Source organism: bacterium, assembly GCA_030685015.1.
In the GTDB taxonomy this organism is placed as follows: domain Bacteria; phylum CAIWAD01; class CAIWAD01; order CAIWAD01; family CAIWAD01; genus CAIWAD01.
Genome location: JAUXWS010000068.1, coordinates 17,498 through 38,774 on the forward strand (window position 1 = coordinate 17,498; position 21,277 = coordinate 38,774).

Here is a 21,277-nt window from a genome sequence, read left to right on the forward strand (position 1 = left end):
GCGGACATGAGGGGTCTAGGACCGGCTCGACGCATCCCCATCGTCCTGGGACCGCTGTTGGCGGTCCCAGGGCTGCTGCTGGCCCTGGCCGGAACGGCCCGGGGGGAAAGCCTGCGCCTGCTGGCCTTGCGCGTGGATTTCCAGCCCGACACCCTGGAGACGACCACGGGGGACGGCCGCTTCGAGAGCGCCTTCCAGTTCTCCCGTCGGTGGACGATTGATCCCCTGCCGCATGATTCCCTCTACTTCGATTCGCACCTGCGCTTCCTGTCCCACTGGTACGGCCGCGCCTCCCAGGGCGGGCTGGACCTGGAGTGGGAGATCTGGCCGCGGGGCGGGCAAGCGGCCTACCGCCTGCCCCACCCCATGTGGCACTACCACTGGAACCAGTCCCGCGACCGCACCGACGAGCAACTGGCCGAGCTCTTCCGCCACAGCCTGGAGGCCGCCGACGCCGACCCCGCGCTCGCTTTCTTCAACGAGGCGGGAGAACGGCGCTTCCACAGCGTGATCATCTTCCACGCCGGCGTGGGGCAGGATTTCGGCGAGGACGACACCCCCCACGACATCCCCTCCGCCTGGCTGGGGGCGCTGGACGGACAGACGATGCCGCATGAGACGACGGTGGGCGACGAGACGACGGGCTTGAGCTGGACCGTGCGCCAGGGCCTTATCCTGCCGGAGGGGGAGAACCACGAAAACTACCAGCACGGCCTGGCCGGCCTGCTGGTTCTGCAGTTCGGGCACGAACTGGGCCTGCCCAACCTGTACGACGGCCGCACCGGCCGCAGCGTGATCGGCAAATGGGGCCTGATGGATCAGGGCAGCGCCAACTACAGCGGCCTGTTGCCCGCCCCCCTCGACGCCTGGAGCCGCCTGCACCTGGGCTGGGGCAGCGTGGAGGTCGTGGCCGCGGCGCGGGACAGCGTGCAGGTGGCGGCGCCCGACGGCCCCGCCCTGCTGCCCCGCATGGTGCGCATCCCCCTGAACGACGACGAGTACTACCTGGTGGAGTACCGCCGCCGGCAGGAGGAGGGCCGCAACTGGACCTGGGCGCGGGACCGCGCCGGCCGCTGGGCCCGGCTGGACAGCTCCTTCACCATCAGCTTCCAGGACACCCTGGGCCAGCCCGGCGACAGCACGGGCGTCTTCATCGAGGCGGGCAATCTGGACTTCGACTTGCCGGGCAGCGGCTTGCTGGTCTGGCACGTGGACGAGCGCGCCGCCACGCCGGAGGCCATCGCCGCCAACACGGTGAACGACGATCCCCGGCGTCGGGGGGTGGATCTGGTGGAGGGGGATGGCGTGCAGGACATCGGGCGCGACTACGGGTTCTTCTCCATGCGCGGCTCGGTGGCCCTGGGCGGCAACGAGGATCCCTGGCAGCAGCCCAACACGGGCTGGACCCTGGCCAACCCGCACTATTCCTACCGCAACGTGAGCCTGGCCTGGGACACGGAGCCTCCCACCAGCACCAACGACGGCCTCTTCACCGGCCTGCGCCTGGACGGCTTCAGCGGTCCTGACGGGCAGGGCGTCTGGCCCGACCACGGGCGCTTCAACCTTTCCTGGGATCTGCGTCCGGCCGCCCATGGCCTTTCCCTGACACCGCCCCTGGAGGGGACGGCCGCCGTGGATGTCATGTTGCAAGCCTTCTGCTGGCCTGAGGACGGGGAAAGCCTGGCGGCCTGCGTGGCCTTGCGCGACGGACTGGGCCGCTCCTACGGCCGGGTGCTGGGCGGCGACCTGGCCACCTGGCCCCGGGCCGACGGCCATGCCAGCCTGCTGCCCACCGACTGGCAGGACGGATTGGACGGCCTCTGGGCTTTGGAGGACGGCGGCGAGGCGCGCCTGCTGGCCTGGCGCGGCGACAGCCTGGCCCTCTTCCGTCCCATGGGCCTGCCGCGTCTTTTCACCACCGAGCGCTTCTGGGCCGGCGAGCAGGGGATCCAGGCCGTGCTGCCCACGGGAGGAGGCGCCCCGGCCGCGGGCGACCCCTGGCGCGGGCGCCAACCCGGCCTCTTCGTCGTGAGCGGCCAGATGCTGCTGCGGCTTGATCCGGCGGCGCTCACCGTGGTCCAGGTGCTGGGCTCGGTCCCGGCGGGCGAGCTGCGCCTGGTGGAGGTGGAGGACGACAGCGGCTACCCCGGCCTGCTGGTGAAAGGCGACCACCCCCGCGTCTATCTGGCCGGGCGCAATGTGCTGGGCGAGGGTGGGACACTCCCCGCCGGCGCGGACCTGCTGGCCCTGGATGCCGTGTGGGAGGCCCGGGTTCCCGAGTCCACCGACACGCTGGAGGCCACCGCCCTGCTGCGCGATGAGGATGGGGCCAGCCTCTTCCGGGGATCGCGGCTCCTGCGACGCCTCGATTGCCCGAACCTGTCGGTGCGGCCCCTCCAGTTCGGACCCGATCCGGGGCTGGAGCTGGCCTTCCAGCTGCCGGGGGGCGGCCTGCGGATCTACAGCCAAGCGGGCACCCTCCTGGCCCAGCTGGCGCTGGAGGACGGTCATGGCGCCCCCTTGACCGGATCGCGGACGGACGAGGGCGGCCTCGCCGTGATGGCCGCCTCCTCCGATCGGTTGTCGGGCCTCGAAGCTGCCGGGCTGGCGCCTCCCACCTGGCCCCGCATCATGCCGCCCCTGGTGGACGGCCCGCTGCTGCTGCCCGAGCTGGGGCTGGTGCTGGGCCTGCGCCGGGACGGCCGCCTGGCGGCCTGGGAAGCGGAGCTGGACCACCCGGTGTGGACCCAGCGCCGGGGCCTGGACGGCCGCGGTCGACCCTGGTCCAGCGGCGCAACCCACCAGGAGGCGGTCCGGATCGTGCGGGAGAACCCCGCCTTCGTCTGGCCCAACCCGGCCTCGACCGTGGCCCACCTGCGCTTCCTCCTGGGGGCGCCGGCCCGGGTCACCCTGCACGCCTACGACACGGCGGGGGATCGCGTCGCCAGCCTGGGCGCCTCCTTCGACCGGGCGGGTGAGCACGAGCTGAGCTGGGACCTGCGCGGCGTCGCCCCGGGCGCCTACTTCTGCCTTCTGCAGGCGGAGGGCGGCGAGTCCTGGACGAGGCGCGTCAAGCTGGCGGTGATCCGATGATCGCCCTCGTCCAGCTGCGGCGCCTGTGGCTGCCGCTCCTGCTCGCCCTGGCGGCCAGGATCGCCGCCCAGCCCGTCGCCTACAACCACCCGGACCTGGAGTGGCACTCCAGCGAGCTGGCCCACTGCACCATCCATGTCCACGAGGGGCTGGAGGACCTCGGTCTGGTGGCCGCCCAGATCATGGAGGAGATCTGGGATCCCATCACCTCCCTCTACGGCTATGAGCCCGACACCCGCGTCCACCTCATCTTCTACGACACGGACGATTACTCCAACGGCGGCGCCTACTTCTACAACAACAAGATCATCATCTGGGCGACCAGCCTTGACTTCGACCTGCGCGGCCAGCACAACTGGCTGCGCAACGTGCTCACCCACGAGTTCACCCACATCGTCCAACTGGGGGCCGCCCGCAAGTTCAGCCGCCAAATGCCCTTCCTCTACTTCCAGATGATGGGCTACGAGCCGGAGAAGCGGGACGACGTGGTGCAGGGCTTTCCCAACCGGGTCGCCTCCTATCCCCTGGCCGGCACGATGGTGCCCGCCTGGTTCGCCGAAGGCACGGCCCAGCGCATGGTCGAAGGCCACCGCTACGACTTCTGGGACAGCCACCGCGACATGGTCCTGCGCGACCGCGTGCTCCACGGCGCTCTCTTCGATCTGGACGAGATGGCCTCCTTCGACAAGAACTCGGTGGGGGGCGAATCCGTCTACAACCAGGGCTTCAGTCTCGTCAACTGGATCGCGGAGCGGCATGGGGACGAAAGCCTGCGCCGCCTGTCGGAGGAGCTGGCGCGGCCCCACCGCCTCTCCATGGCCACGGCGATGGAGCGGGTGCTGGGTGTGGACGGCCACGAGCTGTGGCGCCGCTGGAAGGCCGACCTGGAGGAGGACTATGCCCGGCAGTTGGCCGGCGTGGACGGCCGGGGCGTGGAAGGGCGCCTCGTCTCGACCAGCCGCGTGGTCAGTCAGGCGGGGGGCGGCCGCGACGAGCACCGCGAGGAGCTGCGCACTCCGCCGACCAGCCTGGCGCCCCACCTGCCGGCAGGCAGCTGCTGCGCGGGCCTGGGCGCGGTCTGCGCCTTCCCCGAGGCGGCCGATGAGCTGGGCCCCACCAACAACATCAATCCCCGGGTCTCACCGGACGGGCGCCATGTCTACTACGCCTCCAACGGGGATGCCGACTGGCTGGGCATGACCGACCTCTGGCGCTACGACCGCCAGGCCGGCACCTGCGAGAAAGTGCTGCCCAACATCCGCGGCCCCTTCGCCCTGAGCCCCGACGGAGCCAGCGTCATCTTCTCGCGCACCAGCCCGGTGGACAAGCTGGGCCGCCATTACCGCGACCTCTACCAGTACTGGTTCGAGGAGAAAGTGACGCGCCGCCTGACCGAGGGGGCGCGCCTCAGCCAGCCTGACCTCGCCCCCGACGGCCGCCGATTGGTGGCCGTGCAGAACGGCGGCGGCTCCACCTGGCCCGTCCTCTTCGAGCTGGACAGCCTGGACGGCCCGGCCTGGCAGGCCCTGTCCAAGCGCCAACGCAAGGCGGCGCCGCGGCTGCAGGCCCGTCGGCTGGGGCAGGAGCCCTACGGCAGCCAGTTCTTCCAGCCGCGCTGGGACCCGCGCGGCACCCGCATCGTGGCCGCCCGCGCCTGGGGTCATGGCCGCGACCTGGTGGAGCTGGACCCCGCCACCGGCGCCACGCGCGAGCTGCTGGCCACACAGCTGGACGAGCGGCAGGCCACCTTCAGCGCGGACGGACGGTGGCTGGTCTACGCCCAGGACGAGGGCGGCATCTTCAACATCTGGCGCCTGGACCTGGAGGAGGGGCGACGCGAGCGCCTGACGGCGGTGACGGGCGGCGCCTTCATGCCGACCCTGGCCGGCGACACGCTCTACTACAGCGGCTACCGGGACCAGGGCTTCCGCCTCTTCGAACTGGCCCCCCTGCACGACCAGCAGGACGCCCCGGCGGCCCTGCGCCCGCACTACGCGGAGGCGATCCCGCCCCTGGGCACGGCGGACCAGGATCCGGCCCCCCGGACCTGGCAGCCCCTCCGCACGGAGTTCGAGAAACCCTTCTGGATCCCGCGCCTGGTGGTGGATGACGGCGAGCTGAAGCCCGGCCTCTTCTTCCTCAACATGGATGTCTTCGAGAAGGTGGAGCTGAGCGGCGGCGTGGCGGCGGCCCGTCTCACCAACATGGACCTCTTCGCCTCGGCCAGCGCCGCGCTGGGCAAGGGCGCGGTCTTCACCGAGCTTTACGGCATGACGCGGGACCACGACGAGCGCTTCGATGATCCCTTCGTCATCGTGGGCGAGACGCCCGACGGCGCCCCCCGCTTCGACCAGTACGGCGTCCGCTACCGCTTCAGCCTGGCCGAGGGCCACCTGGGCTGGCGCCGTCGCCTGAGCGACGTGCTCAGTGTCGAGGGCGCCGTCAGCCTGGCCAACTACAAGGCCTCCTACAAGCGGCCGCCCCTCACTGTCAACTACGACTACTACAAGGGGACGGGCCTGCGCCTCCGCTTCGACCACCAGCTGGAGGCCGGGCGGCGGGTGGACGACTTCATCAACCCCCGCGGGCGCCGCTGGGCCAGCCTGGAGCTGCGCCAGCACTGGGACCGCCTCATCGACGGCTTCGAGGTCAGCTCGGCCGGCCTGCTCGAGGAGGTCTACACGCCCGCCACCTTCCTCGAAGGGGAGCTGGCCCTGGGCCGCAGTTGGGCCCTGCCCTTCTGGCCGGCCCTGTCGCTCACCGTGGACGGCAAGGCGGCGCTCATCGGCGACGCCGAGGTGGACGACTTCTTCCACACCTACGCCGGCGGGCTGATGGGCCTGCGCGGCTACTCCTACTACAGCCTGGGCGGGGTGCGAAAGGCGCTGGGGCACGTGCGGCTGGGCTTTCCCATCATCCGCCGCGTGGGCTGGCCGCTGGGACCTTGGCATGTCAAGCGCCTCTACGGCAGCCTCAATGCCGGCGCCGGCGACGCCTGGGGCGGCCGCGGCCCCGCCTTCGACCTCAAGCGCGAGGTGGGCGGCGACCTCAAGCTCTTCCTCACCTCGTGGGCCATGCTGCCCACCGCCCTGACCGTGGGCGCCGCCTACGGCCTGGACGAGTTCCGCGTGCCGGCGCTGGATCCGGGTGAATTCTACGGCCGGGAGTGGCGCTGGTACGCCACCCTCCTTTTCGAATTCGATGTCTTCCAGGAGCGGATACCATGAAATTGCTGGAGGAATTATCGATAGGAAAGCTCGTGTTGACGGGATTCCTGTTGTCGAGTGGATGCGTTCCAGCCGAGGCTAGCACTGGGTCGATTAAGGAGCGTTTGTTCGCCCAGAGCGCTACTTCCAGGGGAATGCAGAGGGCGGCACCCGCTGCTTTCGGGACCTGTGAGAGTACCGGGGATTACACATATACATACGGTGATAGAGAGAGCATCCTGGATGCGAAGCGCTTGTGCGAAGAACTGGCCATTCGTGCGGCGGTCGAGCAGTGCGGACTCTTCATAACCGCTACGACCGACATCGAGAACAGCCAGCTGAAGCAGGATCTAGTCAGGATTATCGCCGCTGGATTTGTGAAGCGAAAGGACGTGATCGATCACCGCGTCGAGGACCGCACCGTTTATTACAAAGTCACCATTGTTCTGGAAGAAGAGCAGCTGTCGCAAGCCTTCATTGCTGGGCAGGATCCGCGATCAAACATTTCGTTAGCTGCGCCGATTAACAAGCCTGAGAAACAGCACAGAGGGATTGACCTGCTGCAGGCCCTGCTCCTGCCCGGCTTCGACCAGGCCCAGCGCGGCCAGTGGGTCAGGGCCTCCCTCTTCTTCGCCGTTGAGGCCGGCGTGCTGCTGGGCGCCCGCGCCCTCAACGCCCGCGGCCGGGAGCTGGACGACGATTTCAAGGCCTTCGCCAATGAGCACTGGAGTTACGAGCGCTACATCCAGTGGCGCACCCATCGCGGGGAGTACGCCCTGGAGGAGGGCTACCTCGACCGCGGTTTCGCGGCGGCGGACCTGGCCGGACTGGACGAGGCGGGCATCGCCGCCCTCTTCGCCCACACGGCGGACGACGTGTTCAGCCCCACCGGCGGCCAGGGCAGCCATATCCTGCCCGGCTTCTTCCTGGAGGGCTACAGCGCGGGAATGGACGGCGCCTGGGACCACTTCTCCCTCAGCCGCACCCAGCAGTTCTACGAGATGATCGGCAAGTACGCCCAGTTCCAGCGGGGCTGGGAACTCTACGGCACGGACAACGGCTGGCAGTTCGTGGCCCAGCAGCCCTGGCACTTCCAGGAGTTCTGCGGCCAGAGCCGGACCTACATGCAGATGCGCGCCGACAGCAACGACAAGCTCATCCTGGCCGACCGCTTGATGGGCCTGCTCGTGCTCAACCACGTCGCCTCCTTCCTCGACGTGCTGATCCAGACCCGCCGGGAGGGCGGCCCCGACCTGCGGGTGCGCACGGCCAGCCTGGAGACGGGGCACGGTCGGCAACCCGGCCTCAGCCTGGCCTGGCGCTTCCGATGAGCCTGTGCCCCATCGCCGGGCGGCCCGTCCCGCTGCTGCTGCTGGCCGGCCTCCTGCTGGCCGGGGCCGCCGCCGCCACCCCCTTCCGCCGCGCGCCGCTGCCCGCCGCGCCGCTGGATTCCCTGCGGATCGAGGCGGCGCCTCCCGCCCTGCCGCGTCCAGCGGGCCTCGTGTCGCCGGGCGGCGCTTTCCTGCGCTCGCTGGTGGTGCCGGGCTGGGGCCAGGCCGCCGTGGCGCGCCATCGGCCGGAACTGAGGGGCAAGGGCCGCACCGGCTTCTGGCTGGACCTGGGCCTGGTGGCGGGGGCCTGGGGTCTCAACCGCCTGAGCGGGATCAAGGCCAGCGAATACCGGGCCTATGCCCGGCGGCAGGCCGGCGCCGGCGACCATGGCCGCGGCAGCGATTACTGGGTGGATGTCTCCAACCACCAGAGCCGGGCCGACTTCAACCGCGCCATGTTGGAGAACGGCCTGCCCCAGCGCCGCTACCTGGACCCGGCCGACGGCTGGAGCTGGCCCCAGGAGGCGGACCTTCTGCGCTACCGCGACCTGCGCGCCGTGTCCGAGCACGCCTCCTCCCAGGCCCTGGCCGTGGGCGGCGCCATCTTCGTCAACCACGTGCTCAGCGGCGTGGGCGCCCTCCGCTTGGCCCGCCAGGAGCTGGAGCTGGCCGCCTACCCGGTGGAGGGCGGACTGGGCCTGGCCCTTTCCCTGGACCTGACGCCGCGCCTGCGGTAGCGGCATGTTCCGGACATGATCCTTGTGGCGGGCCGCGGCCCCCACCCAACCACGGGTGCGGCAATCCCATGAGACTCTACCTCACCGGCATCAGCGGCTTCGTGGGCTCCCGGCTGGCGGAGGCCTGGGCGGACCACCATGAGCTGGCCGGCTGCAGCCGCCAGCGGCCGGACTGGCTTGAGGCCGAGCACCATGTCCTGGATCTGGCCGAGGAGCCGCGCCACGTGGCCGACCGCCTGGAGGCCTTCCGTCCGGACTGGGTGGTCCACTGCGCCGCCGTCTCGCAACCGGCCCTGGTCGGGCGGGATCCGGCCCAGGCCCGGCGCGTCAACGTGGAGGCCGCCCACTGGGTGGCGGACTGGTGCCGGCGCCGCGGGCGCGGCCTCATCGCCTTCAGCTCGGACACGGTCTATCCCGACGCCGCCCTGACTCCCGCTCCCGCCACCGGCTGGAGCGAAAGGGCGGAGCTCGACCCGGCCCACCTCTACGGCCGCAGCAAGGTCGAGATGGAGGAGGCGGTGCGGACCCTGCTGCCCGAGGCGCTGCTGCTGCGCTGCAGCCTGCTCTGGGGCAGGTCCCGGCCCGGGCAGAATTCCTTCTCAGGCTGGTTATTGGCCCACTGGCGCGAGGGGAAGCCCGCCCCCGTCTTCCGCGACAACCGGCGCCACCTGCTGGCGGCGGGCGCCCTGCCCGCCATGATCGACGGACTGCGGGCGGTGATGGAGGCGGGAGGCGGACCGCGCGGCGCGTTGAACCTGGGAGGGGCCGATTATCTGAGCCGGGAGGACTTCGCCCTGCTCTTCTGCCGCCACCTGGGCCTGGATGAGGGTCTGCTGCGGCCCCTGGACACGGCCGAGGCGGGGCTGGCCGAAGCGCCGGCGCGGGAGTTGCCGCTGGATCTGGGCCGCCTGCGCCGCTGGCTGGGCGAGCCGCCCACCACTGATGAGTGGCTGGCGCGGGACTATGGCCCCCCGCATCCCATCAGCACCGGCGGCGCCTGAAGCCGCCATTTCTCGGGGCGACCCGGCGCCACCCGGAAGCCGCGCCAGCCTGGCGGAGTCAGTTGCATGCCGGGCGCCTCCAGAATAGGCATGATTTGTGCAAAAGAATCCCGCTGCCGGACTGGCGCAGCTTGCCTAGCTTGATGCCCAACAGCAGGCCCCCCCAGGCGTCGCATCCGCCCGACCATGTGTCAAGAGTTCCATACATCTGACGAGGCGTGTTCCGCCTTGGCCTGACGGTCCCGCCAGCCAGCCAGGAGGGAGTCATGTCGCGCGTGTTCGTCCTCATTGCCATTCACATGGCGCTGGCCCTGGCTGCTCCCGCGGCCCATGCCCAGGCTGTGGTGGGCCTGGCCGAGTTCTCCCTCGTGGCGGACCTGCAGCGGAGTCCCTTGGGCGCAGTGCCCATATTCAACCAAGATCAAGTCTGGACCGGACGAGTGCACCTGGGTGGGAGTGCCCGGCTATCGCCATATGGATACCCTTTGTTCACCGGCCCCTATTCTCAGACAAGCGAACAGATCGTCGACATGGCACCAGGCCAGTTTGACCAGGCTTTTCAAGGGGGCCTGTGTCTCGCCCATGCCCCTTTGGCGTGGAATTTCGCGGAGGAGCTGGACCTCATCCGCCAGGTGTGTCCGCCGGAGCACCGCTGGGCGGCCGTGGTGGACAGCCTGCCTCTCACCACCCTGATCCGCTTCGACGGTCCCGTGTACCACGCGGCCCAGTTCAGCCAGGGCCAAGTGCAGGGCACGGACACCCTCTACACGGTGCCCTGGACCACCCTCCCCCTGCCCGCGGGGAACCAGCCCCAGCTCATCTGGGTGGAGGGCGTGGCCCGTGTCAAGGGAGTGGTGGAGGGGCAGGTGACCCTGCTGGCCTCGGACAGCCTGTTCATCATGGGAGATGTGATCACAGCCGACACCATCTTGTCGCCCTGTCCATCGGGAGATCCCTATCCTCCTCAAGCGTCCCCTTTTGGCACCGTTCCCGTGGGCTCGCCCAACCGCATCGGGCTGATCGGCGAGCAGGACGTGCTCATCGCCGCCACCCTGGAGAACGGGTTCGCCAATGGGGCCAGCACGCCGGCCGTCACCTGCGGCATGCCCAACGAGCCGGTGGTGTCCGCGTGCTCGCAGGGTCGCCGGGACCTGATCATCACGGCGTCCATCCTGGCCGGGTGCAGTTTCGGGACGGAGTTCTGGAAGACCACGGCCTGGGCCGCCCTTCCCCCCGCGCCTTATCCCCAGTGGGACTGCGGCGACTCGTCCTATACCCACGTGCGGCTCTGGGACACCGTGCCCGGCGGCCAGTGGCCGGATTGCCCCAATGCCTCCTCCACCAGCGATCGGCGGGGCACCCTCTGGTTCTACGGCTCCCTGGCCGTCTTCCGGCCGGGCTACAACAGCATCAACCCGCCCGGTGCCATGGGCAATGTCTGGGTGGGCTACCAGAGCCGCCGTCATGCCCATGACGCCAACCTGTTGCTGTCATCACCCCCCTACTGGCCCACCACCCGTTGGCTCCCGGAGCGCGCGGCGGTGGTGGAGGCAGCCCCGGAGACCCCCCCCTGCGGCTTGGTGGAAGATCCCGCCGCCTTGGCCCAGGCCTGGGCCTTCGGCGTGCCGGCGCTGCACATCCGCAGCAGCAACCCGGAAGCGGACACCCCCCTGCATGGCCAGGTGCGCGCCTGGGTGAACGACGAGCCCCAGGCTCTTTCCCGCTTCTCCCTTGAGGGGGATTCCCTGCTGGTCTGGCGACCCGAGCTTAATCTCCACTCATGGATGGAGGGTCCGGCGCGGGTGTGGTTCGAGGTGGAGACCGGCGACTTCTGGGGCTGGGACCGCGACTTGGAGGTGGAGGCCAGCTGGAACGTGGACGGGGCCGAGTGCGCCTGGTTCTGGGTGGAGACCACCGCAACCCCATCCCCGGCGCAGCCCGCCGCATGTCGGCTGGGCGAGCCCTGGCCCAACCCCTTCAACCCTGGCTGCCAGGTCACCGTGGACCTGTCCGTCGCCAGTTCATTGCGCCTGGAGGTTTTCGACCTGCTGGGACGCCGGGAGGCCCTGGTGTTCGATGGCCTGCTGCCGGCGGGCGCCCATGCCTTCACCCTGGACGGCGCGTCCTGGCCGGCGGGCCTGCACCTGCTGCGGGCCACCCATGTCAACGGGGTGGAACTGAGGAAGGTGGTCCTGGCGAAGTGAGGCGGGCCCTGGGCTCAGGACTGTCCTCGGCCCGTCCGATGCCACTTCCTGGGTGGTGGCCTCCCGGGAAGTGGCATGCCCGGCAAGGGTTCGCCCATGCGCATGGCCCGCCGTGGCGTGGGACCCGCTCAGGCCTCGCCCTGGATGTAGGTCTGCTCCTTGAAGTGCCGGCTGACCAGCAGGTAGATGCCGAACACGCCCAGCATGAGCAGGGCGAAGAACCAGTAGTAGCTGGCGCCGGGCAGGCGGCTGGAGCCGTCCGCGTTCTGGATGAAGAGGTTGACCCCGCTGACGAAGAGGTTGCCCGCCGAGACGCTGACCAGGTAGAAGGCCATGAGCAGGCTCTTCATGCTGCGCGGCGCCTGGGTGTAGGAATACTCCAGGCAGGTGATGGAGACGAGGATCTCCCCCGCCGTGATGATGACGTAGCTGAACAGCTGCCAAGCGATGTTGACGCTGTCCCCCGCCACCAGGCGCGCCTCGATCCAGCCCGACAGCCAGAAGCTGAGCGCGGCCAGCAGCAGGCCGGCGCCGATCTTGCGCAGGGGTGTCAGCTTCACCACGCGCTCCACCGCCGGATAGACGACCCGCCCGAAGAGGGGGATGAAGGCGAGGATGAGGAGGGGATTGATCGCCTGGATCTGGCTGGACAGCCAGGTGATGCCCAGGAAGCTCCGGTCCATGCGCTCGGCCTGGAGGACCCAGGCGCTGCCCGTCTGGTCGTAAAGGGACCAGAAGACGGCGACGAAGATGTAGAGCACGGCCAGGCGGCCCAGGGCGCGCAGGCCCTCCGGGCTGAGAGTCTCCTTGATGAAGCGCTTCCCCGCCGGCGGGATGTGGACGAACTTGTGGCGGCCCAGCCAGAAGACCCAGGTGGCCAGCGCCATGAGGACGCCGGGCACGCCGAAGGCCCAGGCCGCGCCGTAATGGGCCAGCAGCCAGGGCGTGAGCAGCGTGCTGACGAAGGAGCCCAGGTTGATGGCGAAGTAGAACCAGCCGAAGACGCGGCTGAGCAGGTGCTGGTTGAGGCGTCCGAACTGGTCCCCCACATGGGCCGAGACGCAGGGCTTGATGCCGCCGGCGCCCACGGCGATGAGGCTGAGTCCGATGGCCAGGCCCAGCCGTGTGTCGTCCAGGGCCAGGGCGAGGTGCCCCAGGCAGTAGACGAGCGAGAGCAGCATGATGGTGCGGTACTTGCCCAGCAGGATGTCGCTGAGCAGGGCCCCCAGCAGCGGCGTGAAATAGACGGCGCTGGTGAAGAGGTGGTACCAGCTCATGGCCTGGGGCTCCGTCATCACGTCCAGCAGGCCGCCCGGTCCGGCCAGGTACTGGGTCATGAAGACGACAAGGATGCCCTTCATCCCGTAGAAGCTGAAACGCTCGGCCGCCTCGTTGCCCACGATGTAGGGCACGCCGCCGGGCATGCCGGCCTGGAGGGGAGGGGTGTTGGCGTAGGCGGGACGGCGGTTCTCCGGCGAAGCGGGCATGGAGGGCTCCTCTGCTCCAGGGTGGCAAGTCACCTGGACTCGCGGGAGGCCAGGCCGGAAATCGGCGGCCAATGTACCAAGAATCGGGCCGGCGCGGCTGGACCCCTTTGCGGCAAAGCCAGGCCGCCGGACGATTGAGAAAGCGCGGGCCATGCCCTACCTTTTCCGTGCAGGAGACGGGCGGCCGAACTCCCTTTGCAGCAAGGATTTCACAATGGCACTCCGCCGCCTGGCGGTCTTCGCCTCGGGCGGGGGCAGCAATTTTCAGGCGATCCACACATCCTGGCGGGCCGGGGTCCATCCCTTCGAGCCGGTGGCCCTCGTGGCGGATCGGGCCGGCGCCGGCGCCCTGGAGCGGGCCCGCGCCGCCAGGGTCGAGGCCGCCGTCTTCGGCCGCGCCTGCTGGGGAAGCGCGGCGCAGGGGGCGCCCGCGCTGCTCGCCTGGCTGCGCGAGCGCCAGGTGGAGACCATCGCGCTGGCGGGCTTCCTGCGCATGGTGCCACCCCTGCTGGTGGAGGCCTTCCGCGGCCGCATGCTCAACATCCACCCGGCCCTCCTGCCCTCCTTCGGCGGAGCCGGCATGTACGGCCATCATGTGCATGAGGCGGTCTGGCGGGCCGGTTGCCGGGTCAGCGGCGCCACCGTCCACCTGGTGGACGAGGCCTTCGACCGCGGCCCCATCGTCCTCCAGCGGGCCGTCGACCTGCGGCCCGAGGACGGCCCGGCCGAGATCGCCGCCCGCGTGCTGGAGATCGAGCACATCATCTATCCCGAGGCCCTCGCCCTGCTGGCCGGCGGCCTTGACATCAAGGAAGGACGGGTCATCCCATGTCGCGCCTCCCGCTGAGCCGGGCCCTCATCTCGGTCCATGACAAGACAGGAGTGGTGGAGCTGGCGAGGGCCCTGGCCGCCCGCGGCTGCGAGCTGGTCTCCACCGGCGGCACCGCCCGCCTGCTGCGGGAGAAGGGCCTGGCCGTGCGCGACGTGAGCGAGCTGACCGGCTTCCCCGAGATGATGGACGGCCGCGTCAAGACCCTCCATCCACGCATCCACGGCGGGCTGCTGGCGCGTCGCGACCACCCGGAGGACCTCGCCCTGGCCGCGGCCAACGGCATCAGCCTGATCGATCTCGTGGTCGTCACCCTCTATCCCTTCGCCGAGGTGAGCCGCCGTCCCGGCGCCTCCCTGGCCGACCTGGTGGAGAACATCGACATCGGCGGCCCCTCCCTGCTGCGGGGCGCCGCCAAGAACCACGCCTTCGTCACGGTCCTGTGCGACACGGCCGACTACGGGCCCCTGCTGGAGCAGCTGGAACAGGGCGGTCCCGACCTCGCCTTCCGGCGCCGCCTGGCGGCCAAGGCCTACGCCCGGACGGCGGCCTACGACGGCCTGATCGCCTCCGTGCTGGGGGAGCGCTTCGAGCGGGAGGCGGGCGGGGAGGGCGCGGCCCCCGTCCTGCCGCCGGTCCACTCCCTCACGCTGCCACGGGTCCAGGACCTGCGCTACGGGGAGAACCCCCACCAGGCCGCCGCCGTCTACGGCTCCCTCGCCGGCCTGGAGATCCTGCACGGCAAGGCCCTGTCCTACAACAACCTGCTGGACGTGGACGCCGCCCTCGAATTGATCGGGGATTTCCCCGCCGCCGAGGGCCCGGCCTGCGCCATCCTCAAGCACACCAATCCCTGCGGCGCGGCCTTGGGCGCCACGGCCCTCGAGGCCTTCCAACGCGCCCTGGCCACCGACCAGGTGAGCCCCTTCGGCGGCATCGTCGTCTGGAACCGCCCCCTGGACGCCGCCACGGCCCGGGTCGTGCACCCCCTCTTCATGGAGATCCTCATCGCCCCCGCTTTCGACGAGGAGGCCCTGGCCATCCTCCGCAAGAAGAAGGACCGTCGCCTCTTGGCCTGCGGGCCGCTGCCCGGCCCGGACCTGCAACTGCGCCACTTCTTCGGCGGTCTGCTCGTGCAGGGGCGGGACCGCCTCGCGGCCGAGGATCCGGCCGCCTATCGCTGCGTGACGAAGCGCCAGCCCAGCGCGGAGGAGCGCTCCAACCTGCTCTTCGCCTGGCGCATCGTGCGCCATGTCAAGTCCAACGCCATCGTCCTGGCCCGGGAGGGACGCACCCTGGGCATCGGCGCCGGCCAGATGAGCCGGGTGGACGCCAGCGACGTGGCCGTGCTCAAGGCCCGGCGCGAGGGGCACGAGCTGGCGGGCGGCGCCCTGGGCTCCGACGCCTTCTTCCCCTTCCCGGACGGGATCGCGGCGGCGGCGGCGGCGGGCATCACGGCGGTGATCCAGCCGGGCGGCAGCGTGCGCGACGAGGAGGTCATCCGCGCCGCCGACGAGGCGGGCCTGGCGATGCTGTTCACGGACCGGCGGCACTTCCGCCACTAGACGGGACCATTCATGGGATTTTCATTCCTCAGCCTCTTCGGAGGCGTCTTCTCCAACGACATCGCCATCGACCTGGGGACGGCCAACACCCTGGTCTACGTCAAGGGCAAGGGCATCCTCGTGCGCGAGCCCAGCGTGGTGGCCCTTTCCAAGAGCGACCGCCGCGTCATCGCCATCGGCTACGAGGCCCGCGAGATGATGGGCAAGACCCACGCCGACGTGGAAGTGATCCGCCCCATGCGCGACGGCGTGATCGACGACGACGAGGTGGCCGAGGAGATGATCCGCGCCTTCATCCGCAAGGTGACGCGCAACCGGCTGACCCGTCCGCGCGTCATCGTCTGCGTGCCCAGCGGCGTGACCAAGAGCGAGAAGCGCATCATCAACGACAGCGCCGAGCACGCCGGCGCGCGCGAGGTCTACCTCATCGCCGAGCCCATGGCGGCCGCGCTGGGCGTGGGCCTGCCCGTGGACCAGCCCATCGGCAGCATGGTGATCGACATCGGCGGCGGCACGACGGAGATCGCCGTGATCAGCCTTTCCGGCATCGTGACCGACACCTCGATCCGCACCGGCGGCGACGAGATGGACGAGAAGATCATCCAGTACATGCGGAGCAACTACAACCTTCTCATCGGCGAACGCACGGCCGAGGAGATCAAGTGCCGCATCGGCAGCGCCTATCCGCTCAAGGACGAGTTGAAGATGACGGCCAAGGGGCGTGATCTCATCGCCGGCATCCCCAAGGCGGTGGAGATCTCCAGCCAGGAGGTGCGCGAGGCCCTGGCCGAGCCGGTGCGGCAGATCGTCGACGCCGTCCGCCTCAGCCTGGAGAAGACCCCGCCCGAGCTGGCCGCCGACATCCGGGACCACGGCATCATGCTGACGGGCGGCGGCGCCATGCTCAAGGGCCTGGCCAACAAGCTGCGCGACGAGACCAGCCTGCCCGTCAACCTGGCCGAGGACCCCCTGACCTGTGTCGTGCGGGGCACGGGCATCGTGCTTGACAACATGGAGCGCTTCCACAAAGTGCTGCTGCGCAAGTAGCCGGAGGCCCCCTGCCCGCAAGAAGCACCCATAGGCCCTGGCTGGGCTGGGCCGTCTGGAGCGGACTCAGCCTGTTGTCCTGCCTCATCATCCTGGCCCAGGACAGCTATCCGGCCCTGGTCTTCCGCGCCTCCGCCGCCCGCCTGGCCGCCATCCCCCTCAGCCTGGTCAACTGGATGCCCCAGCGTCTGGACCTGGCCCGCGAGAACCGCGAGCTGCGCCGGCGCGCCACCGTGCTCTTCGTGGAGAGCAGCCGCCTCCAGGAGTTGGCCCGCGAAGCAGGACGCCTGGAGGAGATGCTGGGCCTGGAGCCCCGCCCCGGTCTCAGCTACCTGCCGGCGCGGGTCATCGCCCGCTCCAGTCCTTTCGGCACCCACAGCGTGGTGCTGGACCGGGGGCGCGTCGACGGTGTGACCGGCGGCGAGGCGCTGGTCACGCCCTGGGGATTGGCCGGCCTGGTGGTCGACGTGGGGGCGGGCGAGTGCCGCGCCCTCCTTCTGGGTCATCGCGACTTCCGCTTGCGGGCCCTGCTCAAGCGCAGCCGCGAGGAGGGCATCCTGGCCGGCGGGGCCGGTGAGCTGGTCCTGATGGACATCCCTTTCTCCAGTCCGGTGGCGACGGGGGACACGGTGCTCAGCGCCTGGACCGGATCGCGCTTCCCCGGCGGCCTGCCCGTGGGCATCGTCTCACGCGTGATGGAGAGCGGCGGCATGTTCCGGGAAGTGCGCGTCCAGCCCATCCGCCGCCTGGCCAGCATCGAGGAGGCCTATCTGGTGGGCAAGCGGGAGCAGGCCGAAGGGGCGGCCCCATGATGCGCTGGCTGCTGCTGGCATTCTGCCTGCTTCTGCATCTGAGCTGGGGCGACCTCCTGGCCATCCAGGGCCGCTCGCCGGATCTGCTGCTCATCGGCATCATGTGGGCGGCGGCGCCCCTGCCGCCCTGGCAGGCCGCCCTGCTCGGCTTCCTCGCCGGGCTGGGGGCGGACCTGGCCGGCGCCCAGGACCCGCTTGGCGCCTCGGCCCTGGCCGGCAGCAGCGCCGCCTTCTTCACCGCCCTCTGGGTCTCGGCCGGCCTGCGCCTTCCGGCCTGGCGGAGCCTGGTCCGCCTTGCCGCCATTCTGGCGCCCCTGGAGCTTTTCCAGGCCCATCTGCGCCACCGCGGCCTGGACTATCGCATCCTCGACACCAGCCTGGGACTGGCCCTGCCGGTCTGGGCCTACACCGTGGCGCTGCTGGCCGTCCTCATCGCGCTGACTCCCGGCCGCGGCGCGGACGGGCGCCGGTGAAGCAGCCGACGGACATCCAGCGGCGGGGCACCGTGCTGGTGCTGGCCCAGGCGGGCCTGCTCCTGCTCCTGCTGGGCCGCCTGGCGCAACTGCAGATCATCGGACGCGAAGGCTGGGACGACCGCAGCCGGCGCAACCAGATCCGCACCCAGGAGATCGCCCCCCACCGGGGCCTGCTGCTGGACCGCCAGGGCCGCGTCCTGGCGGGCAACCGGCCATCCTACACCCTGTTCGGCATCCCCGCCCACCTGCTGCGGGACAGCAGCACCGTGCGGAAGCTGGCCGCCACCTTCGGCTGGGAGGAGGCCTTCCTCTACCGCCGCCTGGCCCAGGGCGGCCGTCACAGCCTGAAGGCGGTCAAGCTGGTCCCCGACATCACCTTCGACCAGCGCGCCCATCTGGCCGAGTACCGCCTCGACTTCCCCGGCCTGCAGGTCCAGGTGGAACCCCGCCGTGAGTACCCGGAGCCCCTGGCGCCCCATCTCCTGGGCTATCTGGGCGAGGTGAGCGAGGAGGAGCTGACCCGCGGCCTGCTGGCGGACGGCACCCCCGGGGACCTGGTGGGACGGCGGGGCCTGGAGCGCCACCATGACGCCGAATTGCGCGGCCTCAAGGGCGTGGAGTACCTGCGGGTGGACGTCCATGGCCGTGTCCTGGGCCACGCCGCGCATTTGCCGCAGGAGGCCCCGGTCAACGGCATGGACCTGGAGACGGGCCTGGACCGGGATCTCCAGCGCCTGGCCGAATCCATGCTGGAGGGCGGCCGCGGCGCCATCCTGCTCATGGAGGTGCGCAGCGGGCGCCTGCTCGCGCTGGTGAGCAAGCCCGACTTCCGCCTGGACTGGTTCAGCGGCCGCATGCCGCCGGAGATCTGGTCCATGCTCAACGACGCGGAGGCCCGCCCCCTGCTCAACCGGGCCATCCAGGGCCTCTATCCGCCCGGTTCGGTCTTCAAGATCGCCCTGGCGGCCTGGGCGCTGGAGAAGGGGATCGTGGACGAGAACTGGAGCGTGACCTGCACCGGCGCCTTGCAGCTTGGCTCACGCACGGCCCGCTGCTGGAATGAGGGCGGTCACGGCACGGTGAGCATGCACAAGGCCATCCAGCAGAGCTGCGACGTCTACTTCTATCAGCTGGGCCTCAAGCTGAGTCCCGACCACATCCGCGAGGCCGCCTCCTGGTTCGGCCTGACCGAGGCCTCCGGGTGCGACCTGGACGGGGAGAAGGAGGGCCTCATGCCGGACAACGCCTGGTTCGACCGGCGCTTCGGAGCGCGACGCTGGACCCAGGGCGTGATGCTCAATCTGGCCATCGGGCAGGGGGAGATCCTGGTGACGCCCATGCAGATCCTGCGCTACGCCGGCATTCTGGCCGGACGCGGGCGGGGTCCGACGCCCCACCTCGGCGTCCGCCTGGTGGATCATGCCAGCGGCGAGGAGCGCCTCCTTTCCTATCCGTTGCTGCAAGTCAAGCTCTCGCCCCGCACCTGGGCCATGGTGGAGGCCGCCTCCCAGGCCGTGGTGGAAGTACCGGGAGGCACGGCCCATGCCCAGCGGCGTCTGCGCTTCCGGGCGGCGGGCAAGACGGGCACGGCGGAGAATCCCCATGGCGAGGCCCACGCCTGGTACATGGGCTGGATGCCGGAGCCGGAGCCGGAGGTGGCGGCGGTGGTGGTGGTGGAGAACGCCGGGCATGGCAGCTCGCAGGCCGCCCCGCTGGCCACCGCCCTCTTCGAGGCCTGGCTGGACCAGCGGGAAGGACGCTGGCCGGTGGAGCTGTCCGCCAGTGAGCCGATCGAGGCCATGCTACCGCCGCAGCGGCTGCCGGTCCTCCTCCCGGTGCGAGAGCCTCCCCGCGCCGGACACGGTGCGCAGCCGCCCATGCTGCGCCGGGGAGCGGAGTAGGCCATGCTGGATTCCCTCAAGCGCCGGCTGGACTGGACGATCCTGCTCAGCTTCCTGGCCCTGGCGGCCATCGGCGTCATCATGCTGCACAGCGCCTCGGGCGCGCGCGACCTCGACTATGGCCTGCGCCAACTAATGTGGCTAGGGCTGGGCCTGCCCCTCCTCCTGGTCTGTGCCCTGGCGCCGCCCTCCTTCTGGTTCGCGGTGAGCTGGCTGGCCTACGGTCTGGCCGTCGTGCTGCTCCTGCTGGTGGATCTGATGGGTCTGGCGGGGATGGGGGCCGAGCGCTGGCTGGGGGTGGGCGACCTGCACTTCCAGCCATCGGAACTGGGCAAGGTGGCTCTCGTCCTGGCCCTGGCCCGCCTCCTCTCCGACAACCGGGTCGACCTGGCGCGACCCCGCTGGGTGCTGGCGGCCCTGGGCCTGGCCGGCCTTCCCCTGCTCCTGGTGGCGGCCCAGCCCGACCTGGGGACGGCCCTCGTCTACGCCTTCCTCACCGTGCCCATGCTGGTGCGCGCCGGCCTGCCCTGGAGCTGGCTGCTCATCCTGCTCTCGCCGGCCATCGCCGCTGTCTGCAGCCTGAACATCTTCGTGCTGCTGCTCTTCATCCTGCTGCTCGCCGCCATCCTCTATTTCAGCGAGGTGGGGATCGGGGCGATGGCGGCCAGCCTCTCCCTCAGCGCCACCATCGGCTTCGCCCTGCCCTGGCTGTGGGACCTGCTCCATGACTATCAGCAGAAGCGCATCCTGGTCTTTCTCGATCCCGAGTCGGATCCGCTGGGGGCCGGCTACCAGATCATCCAGTCCAAGGTGGCCATCGGCTCCGGCGGCTGGTGGGGCAAGGGCTACATGGAAGGAGGACAGACCCAGCTGGCCTTCCTGCCTGAACGCCACACCGACTTCATCTTCGCCGTGGTGGGCGAGGAGTGGGGTTTTGTCGGAGCCGTGGTCGTGCTGGCCCTCTTCGGGGCCCTCCTGACACGGGCGATGGTGATCGCCCTCAAGCACCGCAACGGCTTCAGCGGCCTGGCCATGACCGGTTTCGCCTCCATCCTCCTCTTCCATGTGGTGGTGAACACGGGCATGGCCATGGGCATCATGCCGGTGACCGGCCTGCCCCTGCCTTTCCTGACCTATGGCGGGACCTTCCTCTGGACCTGCATGGCAATGGTGGGCCTCATGCTCAACCTGTCCTGGCATCGTCGGGACTCCCTGACCTGATCCTGTCGCCTGCCATCGAGCCACGGGCGTGCACGTGGGATTGGCTGCGGTTTGTCACCCCAGCGGAAGGTGGGGTCCCGTGGGCTGGCCCTTGTCGAGACCTTCGACACGTGGCTGCCCAGCATCCATGGATCAGGCGCCGCGCGGCGCCTGGCCCGCACGATTCCGGCAGCCAGGATGCGAGGGCATGCAGGTGGGATGGCCCATGGGGTCCCAGCCTTCGCTGGGATGCGATGTGCCGCTCCTCACCTGCGCTTTTCTATTGACGGATCGGGGCGGACCATATTTGACAACAATCGCTGGGATGCCAGAAGGTCGGGGAGGACCGCCGCAGAACCCATTGGACCCAATGGCCCCACGCCTTTTC

General features: G+C 70.1%; 14 protein-coding genes. 13 read left to right on the forward strand and 1 reads right to left on the reverse strand.

The annotated features are described in order from the left end of the window. Window positions 1-6 precede the first annotated feature (6 nt). The 6 genes from Q8O14_10070 (at window position 7) to Q8O14_10095 (ending at window position 11,572) form a co-directional block, all read left to right on the forward strand. Window positions 7-3,093 carry a hypothetical protein gene (locus tag Q8O14_10070; GenBank protein ID MDP2361085.1) on the forward strand — a complete coding sequence of 1,029 codons (3,087 nt, stop codon included), beginning with the start codon at window positions 7-9 and terminating at the stop codon, window positions 3,091-3,093. Continuing rightward, a complete protein-coding gene (locus tag Q8O14_10075; protein MDP2361086.1) occupies window positions 3,090-6,320 on the forward strand; it encodes a hypothetical protein in 3,231 nt (1,076 codons plus the stop codon). The genes Q8O14_10070 and Q8O14_10075 overlap by 4 nt, the downstream gene beginning before the upstream one ends. 371 nt (window positions 6,321-6,691) lie before the next feature. Next, entirely contained in the window at window positions 6,692-7,630 is a 939-nt protein-coding gene (locus Q8O14_10080) for a hypothetical protein (GenBank protein ID MDP2361087.1), read from the forward strand. Continuing rightward, window positions 7,627-8,367 (forward strand): hypothetical protein, encoded by a 741-nt coding sequence (locus Q8O14_10085; protein MDP2361088.1) that lies wholly within the window; start codon window positions 7,627-7,629, stop codon window positions 8,365-8,367. The genes Q8O14_10080 and Q8O14_10085 overlap by 4 nt, the downstream gene beginning before the upstream one ends. Before the next feature lie 68 nt (window positions 8,368-8,435). Next, window positions 8,436-9,368 carry a sugar nucleotide-binding protein gene (locus Q8O14_10090; protein ID MDP2361089.1) on the forward strand — a complete coding sequence of 311 codons (933 nt, stop codon included), beginning with the start codon at window positions 8,436-8,438 and terminating at the stop codon, window positions 9,366-9,368. Between the two features lie 266 nt (window positions 9,369-9,634). Next, window positions 9,635-11,572, forward strand: a complete 1,938-nt coding sequence (locus Q8O14_10095; protein ID MDP2361090.1) for a hypothetical protein — start codon at window positions 9,635-9,637, stop codon at window positions 11,570-11,572. Window positions 11,573-11,700: 128 nt separating this feature from the next. Here Q8O14_10095 and Q8O14_10100 read toward each other — a convergent pair whose 3' ends face one another. Next, window positions 11,701-13,059 carry a POT family MFS transporter gene (locus tag Q8O14_10100; GenBank protein MDP2361091.1) on the reverse strand — a complete coding sequence of 453 codons (1,359 nt, stop codon included), beginning with the start codon at window positions 13,057-13,059 and terminating at the stop codon, window positions 11,701-11,703. Window positions 13,060-13,273: 214 nt separating this feature from the next. Between Q8O14_10100 and purN the strand changes: the two genes are divergently transcribed. The 7 genes from purN (at window position 13,274) to rodA (ending at window position 20,910) form a co-directional block, all read left to right on the forward strand. After that, the gene (purN, locus tag Q8O14_10105) at window positions 13,274-13,906 is read left to right on the forward strand and encodes a phosphoribosylglycinamide formyltransferase (GenBank protein ID MDP2361092.1); all 633 of its coding nucleotides are present in this window, start codon (window positions 13,274-13,276) and stop codon (window positions 13,904-13,906) included. Then, window positions 13,888-15,453 carry a bifunctional phosphoribosylaminoimidazolecarboxamide formyltransferase/IMP cyclohydrolase gene (gene purH, locus Q8O14_10110; protein ID MDP2361093.1) on the forward strand — a complete coding sequence of 522 codons (1,566 nt, stop codon included), beginning with the start codon at window positions 13,888-13,890 and terminating at the stop codon, window positions 15,451-15,453. The genes purN and purH overlap by 19 nt, the downstream gene beginning before the upstream one ends. 12 nt (window positions 15,454-15,465) lie before the next feature. Further along, window positions 15,466-16,500, forward strand: a complete 1,035-nt coding sequence (locus Q8O14_10115) for a rod shape-determining protein (protein ID MDP2361094.1) — start codon at window positions 15,466-15,468, stop codon at window positions 16,498-16,500. Window positions 16,501-16,574: 74 nt separating this feature from the next. After that, window positions 16,575-17,312: a rod shape-determining protein MreC gene (mreC, locus tag Q8O14_10120; GenBank protein ID MDP2361095.1), complete on the forward strand. Its 738-nt coding sequence runs from the start codon at window positions 16,575-16,577 to the stop codon at window positions 17,310-17,312. Beyond that, a complete protein-coding gene (locus tag Q8O14_10125) occupies window positions 17,309-17,785 on the forward strand; it encodes a hypothetical protein (GenBank protein ID MDP2361096.1) in 477 nt (158 codons plus the stop codon). Before mreC ends, Q8O14_10125 begins: the two co-directional genes overlap by 4 nt. Further along, window positions 17,782-19,689, forward strand: coding sequence for a penicillin-binding protein 2 (gene mrdA, locus Q8O14_10130; GenBank protein MDP2361097.1), 1,908 nt, complete (start codon window positions 17,782-17,784; stop codon window positions 19,687-19,689). The genes Q8O14_10125 and mrdA overlap by 4 nt, the downstream gene beginning before the upstream one ends. 3 nt (window positions 19,690-19,692) lie before the next feature. Further along, the gene (rodA, locus tag Q8O14_10135; protein MDP2361098.1) at window positions 19,693-20,910 is read left to right on the forward strand and encodes a rod shape-determining protein RodA; all 1,218 of its coding nucleotides are present in this window, start codon (window positions 19,693-19,695) and stop codon (window positions 20,908-20,910) included. Window positions 20,911-21,277: the final 367 nt, after the last annotated feature.